Annotated in this window: 13 protein-coding genes; all 13 read right to left on the reverse strand. The window is 62.4% G+C overall.

Annotated elements, in window-relative coordinates; all coding sequences use genetic code 11:
* Positions 1-145: 145 nt before the first annotated feature.
* Positions 146-1,345: an elongation factor Tu gene (tuf, locus tag Uis1B_RS06775; protein WP_101616790.1), complete on the reverse strand. Its 1,200-nt coding sequence runs from the start codon at positions 1,343-1,345 to the stop codon at positions 146-148.
* A gap of 223 nt (positions 1,346-1,568) precedes the next feature.
* Positions 1,569-3,695 (reverse strand): elongation factor G, encoded by a 2,127-nt coding sequence (gene fusA, locus Uis1B_RS06785; protein WP_101616795.1) that lies wholly within the window; start codon positions 3,693-3,695, stop codon positions 1,569-1,571.
* Positions 3,696-3,726: 31 nt separating this feature from the next.
* Positions 3,727-4,197 (reverse strand): 30S ribosomal protein S7, encoded by a 471-nt coding sequence (rpsG, locus tag Uis1B_RS06790; RefSeq protein WP_100511829.1) that lies wholly within the window; start codon positions 4,195-4,197, stop codon positions 3,727-3,729.
* Positions 4,198-4,202: 5 nt separating this feature from the next.
* Positions 4,203-4,574 carry a 30S ribosomal protein S12 gene (rpsL, locus tag Uis1B_RS06795; RefSeq protein ID WP_094661389.1) on the reverse strand — a complete coding sequence of 124 codons (372 nt, stop codon included), beginning with the start codon at positions 4,572-4,574 and terminating at the stop codon, positions 4,203-4,205.
* Positions 4,575-4,933: 359 nt separating this feature from the next.
* Positions 4,934-5,602 carry a peptide deformylase gene (locus tag Uis1B_RS06800; protein ID WP_101616814.1) on the reverse strand — a complete coding sequence of 223 codons (669 nt, stop codon included), beginning with the start codon at positions 5,600-5,602 and terminating at the stop codon, positions 4,934-4,936.
* 52 nt (positions 5,603-5,654) lie between these two features.
* Positions 5,655-7,025, reverse strand: a complete 1,371-nt coding sequence (glmM, locus tag Uis1B_RS06805; RefSeq protein ID WP_101616798.1) for a phosphoglucosamine mutase — start codon at positions 7,023-7,025, stop codon at positions 5,655-5,657.
* 409 nt (positions 7,026-7,434) lie between these two features.
* A complete protein-coding gene (locus Uis1B_RS06810; protein WP_101616800.1) occupies positions 7,435-8,976 on the reverse strand; it encodes an ABC transporter substrate-binding protein in 1,542 nt (513 codons plus the stop codon).
* Complete coding sequence (locus Uis1B_RS06815; RefSeq protein ID WP_101616802.1) at positions 8,973-9,944, reverse strand: ABC transporter ATP-binding protein; 972 nt, start codon at positions 9,942-9,944, stop codon at positions 8,973-8,975. The genes Uis1B_RS06810 and Uis1B_RS06815 overlap by 4 nt, the downstream gene beginning before the upstream one ends.
* A 3-nt stretch (positions 9,945-9,947) precedes the next feature.
* On the reverse strand, positions 9,948-10,898 hold the full coding sequence (locus Uis1B_RS06820; RefSeq protein ID WP_101616804.1) for an ABC transporter ATP-binding protein: 951 nt from the start codon (positions 10,896-10,898) through the stop codon (positions 9,948-9,950).
* A 2-nt stretch (positions 10,899-10,900) separates the two neighbouring features.
* Positions 10,901-11,794, reverse strand: a complete 894-nt coding sequence (locus Uis1B_RS06825) for an ABC transporter permease (RefSeq protein ID WP_165782776.1) — start codon at positions 11,792-11,794, stop codon at positions 10,901-10,903.
* 29 nt (positions 11,795-11,823) lie between these two features.
* Positions 11,824-12,768 carry an ABC transporter permease gene (locus Uis1B_RS06830; protein ID WP_101616808.1) on the reverse strand — a complete coding sequence of 315 codons (945 nt, stop codon included), beginning with the start codon at positions 12,766-12,768 and terminating at the stop codon, positions 11,824-11,826.
* A 470-nt stretch (positions 12,769-13,238) separates the two neighbouring features.
* Complete coding sequence (locus Uis1B_RS06835) at positions 13,239-14,366, reverse strand: restriction endonuclease (RefSeq protein WP_165782777.1); 1,128 nt, start codon at positions 14,364-14,366, stop codon at positions 13,239-13,241.
* A gap of 42 nt (positions 14,367-14,408) precedes the next feature.
* Positions 14,409-14,876, reverse strand: a 468-nt coding sequence (locus Uis1B_RS06840; protein WP_133124872.1) for an IS30 family transposase, incomplete at its 5' end; no start/stop codon positions are given.

Consider the following 14,876-nt stretch of genomic DNA (forward strand, 5'->3'; position numbering starts at 1 on the left):
GCCACCGAAACGATGCAAGACACGCAACACAAGACGGCACAATGCAAAAAGCCTAGGAATCGCAAAAAGCCTCGGAATCCTTACGGGTTCCGAGGCTTTCAGCTAGAACACTAGTTCAGGCTTGGAAGATTTCGGTTGATGGAAATCAGGCGAGGATCTTGGTGACTCGACCTGAACCGACCGTGTGGCCGCCTTCACGCACAGCGAAGGTCAGGCCTTCCTCCATGGCGACGGGCTGGATCAGCTCGACGGTGAAGGTGGCGTGGTCGCCAGGCTGGACCATCTCGACGCCTTCCGGCAGGGTGATCACGCCGGTGACGTCGGTGGTGCGGAAGTAGAACTGCGGACGGTAGTTGGAGAAGAACGGCGAGTGACGGCCACCTTCATCCTTGGTCAGCACGTAGACCTCACCCTCGAACTTGGTGTGCGGGGTCACGGTGCCGGGAGCGGCCACGACCTGGCCACGCTCGACATCGGTACGACCCAGACCGCGGAGCAGCAGACCGGTGTTGTCGCCGGCCTCGCAGGCGTCCATGGTCTTGTGGAAGGTCTCGATGGAGGTGACGGTGGTGGACTGGGTGTCGCGGATACCGACGATCTCGACCGGGGAGTTCACGGCGAGGGTACCACGCTCGACACGACCGGTGACGACGGTACCACGGCCGGAGATGGTGAAGACGTCCTCGATCGGCATCAGGAACGGCTTGTCGAGGTCGTGGACCGGGGTCGGGATGTACTCGTCGACGGCGTCCATGAGCTTCTTGATCTGCTCAACCCACTTCTCGTGGTCCGGAGCGTCATCGTGCAGAGCGCCGTAGGCGGAAACGCGGATGACCGGGCAGTCACGATCGAAGCCGTTCTCGTCGAGGAGGTCACGGACCTCTTCCTCAACGAGCTCGATGAGCTCTTCGTCGTCGACCATATCGCACTTGTTCAGGGCGACCAGGATCTTCGGGACGCCGACCTGACGGGCGAGCAGCACGTGCTCGCGGGTCTGGGCCATCGGGCCGTCGGTGGCGGCCACAACGAGGATGGCGCCATCCATCTGGGCGGCACCGGTGATCATGTTCTTCACGAAGTCGGCGTGGCCCGGGCAGTCGACGTGAGCGTAGTGACGCTTCGCGGTCTGGTACTCGATGTGGGAGATGTTGATGGTGATACCACGAGCGGCCTCTTCCGGAGCGGAGTCGATCTGGTTGAAGTCGTACTCCGGGTTCACATCCGGGAACTCCTCATGCAGCACCTTGGAGATGGCTGCGGTCAGGGTCGTCTTGCCGTGATCGACGTGGCCGATGGTACCGATGTTAACGTGCGGCTTAGTACGCTCGTACTTTTCCTTTGCCATGTGTTTTGTCCTCCTGGACGTCTCGTAGTTTGCCTGTGCGAACCACGCACAAGACACTCGCTACATTTTACTGGGTATTGTGGATATTCGCCACTTTCGCGCGTGCCCCATCGCCAGCGAACAACAAATGTAGTTGTCACCGACGACACTGCCTGCCGGTCGTGGCGGACCCGCCGGCGGGCAGACGACTGAAGCCGCTGCCCGCCGGCGAATCAAGCGTGGCTCACTCGCCGCGCTGGGCCTTGATGATCTCGTCGGAGACGCTCTTCGGCACCTCGGCGTAGGAATCCATCTGCATGGTGAACATGGCGCGGCCCTGGGTCTTGGAACGCAGGTCGCCGATGTAGCCGAACATTTCGCTCAGCGGCACCTTGGCGTCGATGACCTTGACGCCGGCGGCGTCGGTCATGGACTGGATGTTGCCACGACGCTGGTTCAGATCGCCGATGACGTCGCCCATGTACTCTTCCGGAGTACGGACCTCGACGGCCATGATCGGCTCGAGGATGACCGGCTTCGCCTTGGGGGCGGCCTCCTTGAAGGCCATGGAGCCGGCGATCTTGAAGGCCATTTCCGAGGAGTCGACCGGGTGCATGGCACCGTCGGTGACGGTGGCCTTGACGCCCACGACCGGGAAGCCGGCGAGCACGCCGGATTCCATGGCTTCCTTGACGCCGTCTTCGATCGGCTTGATGAATTCGCCGGAGATGTGGCCGCCGGTGACGGTGTTCTCGAAGGCGAAGGTCTCGCCGGCCTCGGTATCGAGCGGCTCGAAGTTCATCAGGACCTTTGCGAACTGGCCGGAACCACCGGTCTGCTTCTTGTGGGTGTATTCCTGGTTCATGACGGCCTTGCGGATGGTCTCACGGTAGGCCACCTGCGGCTTGCCCTGGTTGCACTCCACCTTGAACTCGCGACGCATACGGTCGACGATGATGTCGAGCTGGAGCTCGCCCATGCCGGAGATCAGGGTCTGGCCGGACTCCTCGTCGGTCTTGACCTGGAAGGTCGGATCCTCTTCGGAGAGCTTGGCGAGGGCGATGCCCATCTTCTCCTGATCGGCCTTGGTCTTCGGCTCCACGGCAACCTCGATCACCGGATCGGGGAAGGTCATGGAATCGAGGGTGATCGGAGCGTCGAGGGCGCACAGGGTGTCGCCGGTGGTGACGTTCTTCAGGCCCACGAAGGTGTAGATGTTGCCGGCGGAAGCGGAATCCATCGGATTCTCCTTGTCGGCGTGCATCTGGAAGATCTTGCCGATGCGCTCCTTCTTCTCGCGGGTGGAGTCGAGCACGGAATCGCCCTGCTTGACCTCACCGGAGTAGACGCGCACGAACACGAGCTTGCCGTAGAACGGGTGGGTGGAGATCTTGAACACCAGCGCGGCGAACGGATCGCTCTTGGTGGGCTTGCGGTCGATCTCAACGGACTCGTCGCCGGGCTTGAAGCCCTTGATGGCCGGCACATCCTCGGGGGACGGCAGGTAGTCGATGACGGCGTCCAGCATCGGCTGCACGCCCTTGTCCTTGAAGGCGGAGCCGCAGAACACCGGGAAGGCCTCGCGGTTGATGGTGAGCTTGCGCACCGCGGCACGGATCTCGTCCTTGCTGATCTCCTCGCCGCCGAAGTACTTCTCCATCAGCGCGTCGTCGGTTTCGGCGACGGCTTCGAGCAGCTGAGTGTGGTACTGCTCGGCCTTCTCCTTGTACTCGTCCGGAATCGGGTCCATGTTGTAGTGGGCACCGAGCTCGTCGCCGGTGTTCCAGTCATAGGCCTTCATCTCAACGAGATCGATGACGCCGGTGAAGTCGTTCTCGGCGCCCATCGGCAGCTGCATCACGAGCGGGTTGGCACCCAGCTTCTCCTTGATGGTGTCGACGGAGTAGTAGAAGTTGGCGCCCAGCTTATCCATCTTGTTGATGAAGCAGATACGCGGGACGGAGTACTTGTCGGCCTGACGCCACACGGTTTCGGACTGCGGCTCCACGCCTTCCTTGCCGTCGAACACGGCAACGGCACCATCGAGCACTCGCAGGGAGCGCTCCACCTCGGCCGTGAAGTCCACGTGGCCGGGGGTATCGATGATGTTGATCTGGAACTTGTCCTCCGTGTCGTGGGTCTGACGGTTCCAGAAGCAGGTGGTGGCGGCGGACTGGATGGTGATGCCTCGTTCCTGCTCCTGCGCCATGAAGTCCATCGTCGCGGCGCCATCGTGCACCTCGCCGATCTTGTAGTTCACGCCGGTGTAGTAGAGGATACGTTCCGTCGTAGTGGTCTTACCGGCATCGATGTGAGCCATGATGCCGATGTTGCGAACCTTGTGCAGGTCCGAAAGCACCTCTTGTGCCATTGGTGTTCCTTAACTCTCTATCCGAACGAAATTACCAGCGGTAATGAGCGAAGGCCTTGTTGGCCTCTGCCATCTTATGAGTATCCTCGCGACGCTTGACAGAAGCGCCGAGGCCGTTGGAGGCGTCGAGGATCTCGTTGGCCAGACGCTCGGCCATGGTCTTCTCGCGGCGGGCGCGGGAGAAGTCGGTCAGCCAGCGCAGCGACAGGGTGTTGGCGCGGTTCGGCTTGACCTCGACCGGCACCTGGTAGGTGGCGCCACCGACACGGCGGGAGCGAACCTCAAGGGACGGACGGATGTTGTCCAGAGCGCGCTTCAGCACGGAAACGGGCTCCTGATCGGTCTTCTCCTTGACGATGTCGAGAGCGGAGTACACGATGTCCTCGGCGATCGACTTCTTGCCGTCGAGCAGAATCTTGTTGATGAGCTGGGCAACCACCGTCGAACCGTAGATCGGATCGGGCAGGAGCTGATGCTTCTTAGCGGGTCCTTTACGTGACATTTCTCTTACTTCGCCTTCTTTGCTCCGTACAGGGAACGACCCTGCTTGCGGTCCTTGACACCCTGGGTATCGAGCGCACCACGCACGATGTGGTAACGCACACCAGGAAGATCCTTCACACGGCCGCCACGCACGAGCACGATGGAGTGCTCCTGCAGGTTGTGGCCCTCACCCGGAATGTAGGCGGTGACTTCGACGCCCGAGGAAAGGCGCACACGGGCGACCTTACGCAGAGCCGAGTTCGGCTTCTTCGGGGTGGTGGTGTAGACACGGGTGCACACGCCGCGGCGCAGCGGGCTGCCCTTCAGAGCCAAAGTCTTCGACTTCTTCGGCTTCGGCTTACGTCCCTTGCGGACGAGCTGCTCAATAGTAGGCAATGGAATTCTCCGATTCACATAGTTGCTGTTCCTCGTGGAGCCGCCACACCGCGGCTTGAGGACGCTGCATCCGAATCGGAAGCGCATCAGCCACAGTCCACCGGCCCGATGGCCCTGCATCCTCACCAAGGTCGTTGCCGACCCGGATCATTGGAATTCGGGATGTCCCATTCAGACGCAGCCGATCACATATGCCGCGCCAATGGCACACACAAGTGACTATGATACAACACAGCCGGTTCTGCGACACGCCATAATTCGACATGGCGTGTCGCAGAACCGGCTCATACGTGGTTCACTTCGATCCCGTATGCCCATTCGCATCGGTTCGATCGAAGCCGGACTCCCGTGCCGCGGCCCTACAGTTCGAATCCCAGCTCCTTGGCCGCGAGGCTCGGCACCGGATCGTCGCACCAGTAGTCTTCGAGATTGTCGTACGTCGTCAGACTGCGGATCTCGGCCTTGTCGATGTACAGCTCCCCGGAAAGATGGTCGGTCTCATGCTGGAAGATGCGCGCCGCCCAGCCGTGCATGCGTTCCTTGTGATGCGCGCCCGACTCGTCGTCCCACTCGGCGTCGATGTCCAGCCAGCGCCTGCGCACCGCCTGATATCCGTCGAAGCTCAGGCAGCCTTCGTAGAAGCTGCGTGTCTCCTGCCCCACCGGCGTGTATACGGGGTTGACGACCACACGGAACGGCAGTTCGGTGGCCTCACGCGGATCATTGGCATCCTCCGCGCCGACGTGATCCTCCATGACGGCGAACGCCAGACCGAGACCGATCTGCGTGGCGGCGAGACCGACGCCCGGGGCCTCGATCATGGTATGGCGCATCACTTCGACGAGCTTTTTGAACGTGCCCTTGGTGAGCTGCCCCTGATACCGGGCCGTCTTATGCCTCAGCACCGGCTCACCGGCCTGCACGATGGGCAGCAGACCGTCGTTCTCGGTACGGGCCTCCTTGAGCATCAGCTCGACCTCGCGGTTGAGCTCCATATTGATCTTCGCGGATTTACCGGTTCCGAACATCATCGTCCTCCTTGATCGCAGCGACTGCCTGTCATCGCAGTCATTACAGTCATCACAATGCCAGCTCGTCGGCGACGACCTTCGCCAGACGCTCGCACACCTCGTCAGCCTGCTCCTGCGTGGCGGCCTCGGCCATCACACGCACCAGCGGCTCGGTGCCCGAAGGACGCAGCAGCACACGGCCGGTATCGCCCAGCAGCTTCTCCTCGCGTTCCACCGCGGCCTGCACCTTGGCGTTCGTGGGAGCGGCCATCTTGTCGACGTTCGGCACATTGATGAGCTGCTGCGGCAGCTGCGGGAAGTCAGCGGCCAGCTCCTTGAGGCTCTTGCCGGACTTCACCACCTCGTTCGCCAGAGTCAGCGCGGTGAGCGTACCGTCGCCGGTGGTGGCGAACTCGCGGTTGATCACATGACCGGACTGTTCGCCGCCGAGCGAGTAGTCGCCGCGCAGCATCTCCTCCAGCACGTAGCGGTCGCCCACATTGGTCTGCACGGTGGTGATGCCCATGTCGCGCAGGGCGAGCTTGAGACCCAGATTGCTCATCACAGTGACGACGAGCGTGTCATGGTTGAGCTTGCCTTCGCGCTTCTTGGCGCGAGCGAGAATGCCCATGATCTGATCGCCATTGACCATGGTGCCGTCCTCGTCCACGGCGAGGCAGCGATCGGCGTCTCCGTCGAAAGCCACGCCCATCACCGCGTCGGAGGCCTTGACCATGGCCTGCAGCTGCTCGGGATGGGTGGAACCGGCACGCTTGTTGATGTTGTAGCCGTCAGGCGAGGCGTTGATCACCACCACGTCGGCGCCCGCGCGGCGCAGGGCTTCGGGGGCCACCACGGAGGTGGCGCCGTTGGCGCAGTCGGCCACGATGCGCAGTCCCTTGAGCGGCTTGGGCTGCGGCTTGCCGGTCTCCACCGGGGCGATCGAGGAGACCAGATGATCGATGTACAGCTTGGTGGCGGTGGCGGTGTCATGCGAAATGCGCCCCACGCCGGCACCGGTGGGATGCTCCCAGTCCTGACCGAGCACGGCCTCGATCTCGTCCTCCTTGGCGTCGGGCAGCTTGAACCCGCCGCGTGCGAAGAACTTGATGCCGTTGTCGGGCATCGGATTGTGCGAGGCGGAGATCACCGCACCCATTTCGACGTTGAGCACGGAGGTCAGGTAGGCGACGCCCGGCGTGGGGATGATGCCCGCGTCGATCACGTCGAACCCGCCGGCGCTCATGCCGGACGACAGCGCCGCGGCCAGAAAATCGCCGGAGACGCGGGTGTCGCGCCCCACCAGCGCACGGCGACGCCCCTCACTCTGATCGTCCCCGAGCACGCGAACCGCGGCATCGCCCAGATCAAGGGCGAGCCTCGCGGTCAGATCCCGGTTTGCCAATCCACGAACACCATCGGTTCCGAACATACGCGGCATGTTCTTCCAACCTCGCTATCTCAAAGACGCCATTACCGTGCACCATCGTACTCATGGCCACCCGCCGCACCGCCGCCCCCGGAAAATTCCCTCCCGTTTTCCCCGCAAATGCGGGAGGGAACGACCCGTCACCTCATCCGACCGACTGCGTCGGCCACCTTCCCTTCCCAGGGGAAGGCAGAGGCTGGTTCATCCCCGAAGCGATTTCACCGGCCCCGCCGGGCTTCCCCCTTGGGGGAAGCTGTCGAACGCAGTGAGACTGATGAGGGGAATAGGCGAATCCTGAATTGTGAACTGCGCACGCTTGGCACCTCATCGACCGACTGCGTCGGCCACCTTCCCTTCCCAGGGGAAGGTCAGCAAAGGCCGGCGAAGGTCGGAGAAGGGCCATCCGCGTCTGCCGAACCGGTCACTCCCTGGCGATGGTGGTGTCGGCCAGCTTGTATTCGCCCAGCGTGGTCACCGTGAAGTCCTTCACCTGATCACGCACCGCGAACAGACCCGGCTTGTACACCAGCGGGATCTCCGGAGCCTCGTCGGCGATGATCTGCTGCACCTCGGCATAGTCCTTCAGACGGTTGGCCTGGTTGCTGTCGGCAGCGGCCCGCTTGATCAGCGCGTCCACTTTTTCGTTCCTGTACCCGGAGTTCACGTTGGCGCTGGACGAGAACATGTACTGCATCCATTCGTCCGGGTCGGAGATGTCGTTGGTCATTTCGAACATCGCCACGTCGAAGTCACCGGCCGTACGGTTCGAATACACGGTGGTGGAGTCGAGCGTCTGCAGCTGCACGTCGATGCCGAGCTCCTTCCATGATTCCTGCAGGATCTGCGCCAGCATCGACTTCTCCGGGTCGCCGGACTGCACCTGCACGGTGAGCGAGAAATGCTTCGGCGCGCTGGACTTGGCCAACTCCTCCTTGGCCTTGGCCATGTCGTATTCAAGATCCTTCACGTCCTTCGAATAGCCCATGAGGTTCTTCGACAGCATGGAGTTGGCCTTTTCCGCCTGCCCGTAGTAGATCGCGCGCACGATGGCCTCCTTGTCGATGGCGTAGGCCATGGCCCGGCGCACATGCACGTCGTTGAGCGGCTTTCTGCGGTTGTTGAGATTCACCCAGATCAGCGATGTGGAGGGGAACGACTCCACATGCACGTTCCGCGTCTTTTTCAGCGAGGAGACCGACACGGCCGTGGGGAACTCGTCGATCTGCGCCTGGCCGGACTGCACCATCTGCGAACGGGTGTTGGCGTCGGAAACGTACTTGAACGTCACCGAGTTGAGCTTCGGCTTGCCCGTCTCCCAGTAGTCGGGGTTCCTCACGAATTTGATGTAGTCGCCCTTCTTCCATTCGCCCAGCTTGTACGGGCCGGTCCCCACCGGGTTGTTGCGGAACTCCGTCTCGGTTTTGCCGCCGAAATCGGCCGGCATGATCGACGAGGCCGACATCGACAGGTCGGAAGGCAGCGGGGCCCACGGCTCGTTCAGATCAAGCCGCACGGTGTAGTCGTCCACGATCTCCACGTTCCTGATCGCGGTGAACAGGAACTGCCACGGCTTGTCGTCGCGGGCGGTGCGCGCGAAATCAAGCGAGAACTTCACGTCCTTGGCGGTCATGGTCCGCCCGTTGTGGAACTTCACGCCCCTGCGCAGATTGAAGGTCCAGGAAAGCCCGTCCTTCGACTGCTTCCAGGAGGTGGCGAGCCCCGGCTCAACCCCCGATCCGTCGGTTTTGTTGCGGGTCAGCGTCTGATACACCTGCTGGATCGCCCAGATGTCACCGTTGCTGAATCCGGTCTGCGGCAGCATATCCGTGGTTTCCAGCGATCTCGCCACCACCAGATCCTGCGTGTCGGCCGCGCTGGACCCGGTATTGCCGCACGCCCCCATCGATATGGTCATCACCGCGGCCACGGCCAGAGCCGCGATCTTCCTGAACGTCGTCATCATGCCTGCTCCTCCGTCTCCTCGTTCTCTCCCGACACGGCCGTGGTCCGCGAACCATCGTCGCCGGCGGCCAGCCGCTCCACATACTTGCTGGAAAGCTTCGGGATCGCGTTGATCAGCCGGCGGGTGTAGTCGTTCGCCGGATGGCTGAACACCTGCTCGGTGGGACCTTCCTCCACCAGATCACCGTGATAGATCACATAGGTGCGCTCGCAGATCGACCGCACGATGTTGAGGTCGTGCGAGATGAACAGGATCGACAGGTCGAGCCGCTTATTGAGATCCATCAGCAGATTGATGATGCCCGCCTGCACGGAGACGTCCAGCGCGGCGGTGGGTTCGTCGGCGATCAGCAGCCACGGACGGACGGCGAGCGCACGGGCGATGGCCACGCGCTGACGCTGGCCGCCGGACATTTCGGCCGGCAGCGCGTCCAGCAGCTCGACCGGCAGCTCCACGAGATTCATCAGGTATTCGCAGTAGTCGTCGGCCTGCGTGACCATGACCACGTTGTGGTACAGGATCACCTCGCGCAGCATCTTGCGCACGGTCAGCCGCGGGTCGAGCGAGGCGTACGGATCCTGGAACACCATCTGGATCTCACGCCACTGCTCGCGGGAACGCTTGCGCCCCAGCTCCTTGCCGTCGAACACGATCCGTCCGGTGTAGTGATCGTTGAGGCCCACCACCGCGCGGGAGATCGTGGATTTGCCGGAGCCGGACTCGCCGACCAGCCCGACGATCTCGGCGAAGTCGACGTGCAGGTTCGCGTCCTTGACGGCCTTGAACTTCGTCTTCCTGCCGTGCACTTTGGTGGTGAATTCGATGTTGAGATCCTGGACATCAAGCAGTCGGGTCTGATGCACCTCGGGTTTGGCGTCGTCTCCGAAGGGGTTGACGATGCGTCCCTCGTTGCCGGTCTCCTCGGCCCTGGCCTCGGCCCGGTCGATCATGTCGCTCCATGTGGCCATGGTTCACTCCCCCTTCGTTTCCGTTGCCGCCGTCGTTTCCGCTGCGGTTTCCGTTGCCGCGGCCTTTTCGGCCGCCTTCATGCTGCCTTTGAGATACGGCGTGGAGCTCAACAGCTGACGGGTGTAGGCGTCCTGCGGGTCGTCGAACACCTGACGCAGCGTGCCCTCCTCCACGATCGCGCCGTGGTAGATCACGCTCAGCGTCTCACACAGTTGGGAGACGACCGCCAGATCGTGCGTGACGTACAGCAGCGCGGTGCCCGACCCGGCGATGGCACGGAAGATATCGAGAATCTGCTCCTGAATGGTCACGTCGAGCGCGGTGGTCGGCTCGTCGCACAGCAGCACCTTGGGCTTGCAGGCGATGGCCGCGGCGATCATCACACGCTGCCGCATGCCGCCGGAAAGCTCGAACGGATAGGCGTCGAACCGGTCCTCGGGGTTCGTGATGCCCACGCTGGCCATCAGTTCGATGGCACGGGCCTTCGCCTCGGCACGGCTGAGATGCTCCTGTTCACGCACCGCGTCCACGATCTGCCAGCCCACCTTCATGATCGGGTTGAGCGCCACGGCCGGCTCTTGGAACACCATCGACACGCCCTTGCCGCGCATCGAGGGATCATAATCGGGCGTATCGGGGCCAAGCACCTCATGCCCGCCGATGCGGATGCAGCCGGAACGATAGTAGGCGCCTTTGGAGAACAGTCCCATCACCGCGCGCAGGGTGAGGCTCTTGCCGGAGCCGGACTCGCCCACCAGACCGTGCGATTCGCCTGCTTTGACGCGGATGGTGAGGTTCTTCACGGCGGGGACGCGCTCGCCGTGCTTGTCGACGTCGATGCACAGGTCCACGATCTCGAGGGCGTATTCGGGGTCGGACGCCGACGCGGCTGCGGTCGCGGTCGTCGTGACTGCGGTCGTCGCGGAGTTTTCGGCGTTTACTGCGGTGGTCATAATTAGCGCCTCACTTTCAGCACATTCGCCAGCCCGTCGCCGATGAACGAGAGGGCCAGGGATATCAGCACGATGACGATGGTGGGGATGACGGTGAGGCTGTAGATGCCTGCGGCCAGGAACTGCTGGCCGTCGTTCATCATCTGCCCCCAGTCGGGTGTGGGCGGCACGATGCCGAGGCCGAAGTAGCTGAGCGTGACGATGATGCCGAGGTTGATCACGATGTCGCTCATCGCGTAGACGATGCCCTGCGAGGCGATGTTCGGGATCACATGGCGGAACAGCACCCAGCCGTCGGAGAAGCCGCTGGTCTTGCAGCTGGCGATGAATTCGCGATCGCGCAGCACCAGGGTCTCACCGCGGGCGATACGGGTGTACGGCACCCAGGAGACCGCGGAGATGGCGATGAAGATGGACGTGCCGCCGTTGCCGAGCACGAACACCAGCACAATCACCAGCACGTAGAACGGGAAGGAGGAGACCAGATCGGCCAGACGCATGATGACCACCGGAACCGGGCCGTCGAAGTATCCGGCGATGGCGCCGAGGATCGTGCCGATGACCAGCGGGGTGAACACGGCCATGACGGCGACGAACAGGTCAATGCGACCGCCGTAGAGCAGTCGGGCCCAGATGTCACGGCCGAACTGGTCGGTGCCGAGCGGATGGTCCGCGGAGAAGCCCAGCATGGCTTCGCGCAGACTCTGATGGGTCGGATCGTACGGGGTAAGCAGAGGGGCCGCAATGATCATCAGGGCGATGATGCCGAGCAGCACGCAGCCGATCACGATTTCGGCGTTGGCGTGACTGCGCTTGCGCGGCTTGGAGCCGGTGAGTTTGATCCTGGCGTAGTCCTTGCTGGCCTGCGCGACGGGGATCTGCTTGCTTTCGGGCATGACGTTCCTTTCTCTCTGGACGGTCCGGCTCATCCGCGCTTCGCCGCACGCGGGTCAAGCGCTCCGTAGGCGAGATCGGTGATCAGGTAGACCAACACGACGATGATGCCGAAGATCACGGTGAGACTCTGCACCACCGGGAAGTCGCGTTTCATCACGGAGTCCATGAGCAGCTGGCCGAGGCCGGGAACGGCGAACACGTTCTCCACGACCAACGTGCCGCCGACGAGGAAGCCGACCTGGATGCCGAGGACGGAGACCGCGGACATCGAGCCGTTGCGCAGGGCGTATCCGAACAGCACCTTGCCGTAGCTCAGGCCTTTGGCCTTGCCGAAATTCACGTATTCGGAGGAGACGGAGTCCTTCAGGGACTGGGTGAGGCTGCGGATCAGGATCGGGGCGATGGCGACGGCCACGGCGATGGACGGCAGGACCAGTGCGGCCACGTCCACGCCACCGGAGACCGAGCCGATGGGGAACCATCCGAGCTGGATGGCGAAGAACTGGAGCAGCAGCGCGCCGAGGAAGAACGTGGGGAAGCCTTGGGCGACAGCATTGAGGATGCGCACGAATTCGCCCACCCATCGCGATCCGCTGGTGGCGACCCAAATGCTCAGCGGCAGGGCGATCAGCACGGCGAACAGTGCGGCCAGAATCATGATGATCAGCGTGACGGGAAGACGGGTGGCGATCAGTTCGGCCACCGGCGCCTTGGCCGAGTACGAGGTGCCGAGGTTGCCGGTGCACAGGTCGCCGAGGAAGCGCAGGTACTGCTGCCACAGCGGATCGTTGAGCCCCCATGATTCGCGCAGCGCGGCGAGCGCCTGCTTGCTGGCCTTCGGGCCGAGCGCCTGCACGGCAGGGTCGCCCGGCGTGAGCTTGAGCAGGAAGAAGGTGAGCGTGGCACACCCCCATACCGTGGGAATCAGCAGCAGCAGCCGCTTTCCGATGTATAGCCATTTCGAACCGCTCATCGCGTCGTTACCTCCCTCTCGTCCGCACTGCGGATCGCCGATCGGAGACTCCGTTTCGGATGTTCTCCGTTTCGCGATCCCTTGCGCATCTACGTAGGGAGTTTTCTCGCAATGCACCCGTCAAACAATGGATATTATGTCCACCGTTTTTGACCGGATATCCAAATCGTCCAATATTGTTGCGGTGTAACGAACTGCCGTGCGACCGGTATTGGAAGGTTCAAGGCCGTTGGAACTTCAACGAATCCTCCATGATCCGGCATAGCCGGAGCCGATGGCTTCGTAACATGCGACATACACAAGCGGTAACAGAACCTAACGCGGAATTTACAAACGGAATTTCGCATTGTGCGCGGAATCGCCTCTGCCGCACGACGATATCGCCGCACGACCCAGTAGCGCCCCCGCGAGCGGGGGCTGGCAGCGCAGCTGACTGGGGGTGGGCAAACGCCATATCAGGCAAAAATCCTCTACCGCAAAGATCTCACCTGCTCCAGCAGCCTGCCGTAGGAGTCGACCTTGTCGTAGCGAACGTCGCCGGCGAGCCTGAATTCATTGAACAGCTTGCGGGCACAGGCGATCTTGCTTCCCTCGACGCCTCGCAGGTCCAGCGTTTCCATGCTGCCTTTGGTTTCCGCCACGAAGAACAGATGCCTCACGCCGCTGCCTTCCCTGAACGCCACGGCCCAGTCGGGCGCATAGTCGCCGACCGGCGTAGGAATACGGAAGCCTCTCGGCAGTTTCGCGTAGACGGCGACCTCATCGGCCGCGTCCAAGTCTTCGGCGAACCGTCGTTCGACGCTGTTTTGTGCGAAACCGTCGGGAAACACCCAGTCCTGCACGCATTTGGCGGCCCGGTAGGCTTCGGACTCATCGCGTCCCGCCCCGGTCATCGTGAAGATGCCGGAATCGTATTCGCCTTCGATTCTGTCGTAGCAGATGTGATCCACGATCATGGTGGCCTTCTGCGAGACGATAATGCGTGACACCTTGGCGATGAACTGTTCGGGATTGTCACGGAACATGAGGAATTTCTCACGCCGAATGTGCTTGAGGATCGCTGCTGTGCAACGGCGGGTGATCGCCGCCCGTCGGGCGATCTCCCCCAGCAGATCATAGGTGACGCCGTCGGTTGCATCGATATTCATATCGACGCGGCGCGCACGCTTGCCGCCGAAATGCTCTCCCGCCGCTATCTCCTCACGGGATGCGTCCTGTTTCTGCATGCCCCGCGTGACGGTGTAGGAGAGTTTGGCGACGACGAGATCGTCGTTGATGGCCTTGACCGCCTTGTTGACGAGCTCGTCGTCATCGAAGCTGACGGTGTAGGCGTACTTGTGGTTGATGCGTTTCCACAACGCCTGGAATTCCTTCCGATCCCAATTATCGTTGAGCGGGTTGGCGGTGATCCGGGTTTTCAACGCGTTGTCGACGAGTATGGCGGTGACGCCTTCGAGTACGTTGTCGAGCACGTATCGGATGGCGTCGGCCTTGGGCCGCAATGGTTCAGGCAGATTTGCCACGTCCTCTTCGGTCAGGCGCTGCTCGCGGTAGCGGTCGGTCAGACGATCGTCGGCGTCGATGAGATCCCGTTTCATCAGCATACGGTAGATCTGCCGGGACTCCTCTTCGCCCCGGATTCAATTTGTAAGTGCAACACTCGTCTCTGGGTGGCTTGTCTTTGACATTACCTTGCCGAGCTCGCGGTACCAAACCTCGTTGGGCGTTTCCCAGCCCAGGACCTTCAACGGGGTGTCGTTGATCTCGTCGACGATGGCCTGCAGGTCCGCATCCGACAGGTCGTCGAAGCTGGTCCCCTTGGGCAGGTAGCGCCGGATCCTGCCGTTGCGGTTCTCGTTCGTGCCCCGCTGCCACGAGGAGTACGGGTCCGCATAGTAGGTGAGCATGCCCAGCGCCTCGTCCACGAGCAGGTGGCAGGAGGACTCCGTGCCGTTGTCCCACGTGCGGTCGATGCGCGCGGGCGCGGGGATCCGGCTGTAGATGTCGTATTCGGCGCGCGCGGTCGCCAGCGCGCTCTTGTCGGGGATGAACCGGGCGAACAGCTTGCGGCTCTTGCGTTCGGCCTGCGTGTCGATGCACCGTTTCGA

This window comes from Bifidobacterium margollesii, assembly GCF_002860355.1.
Classification (GTDB): Bacteria; Actinomycetota; Actinomycetes; order Actinomycetales; family Bifidobacteriaceae; genus Galliscardovia; species Galliscardovia margollesii.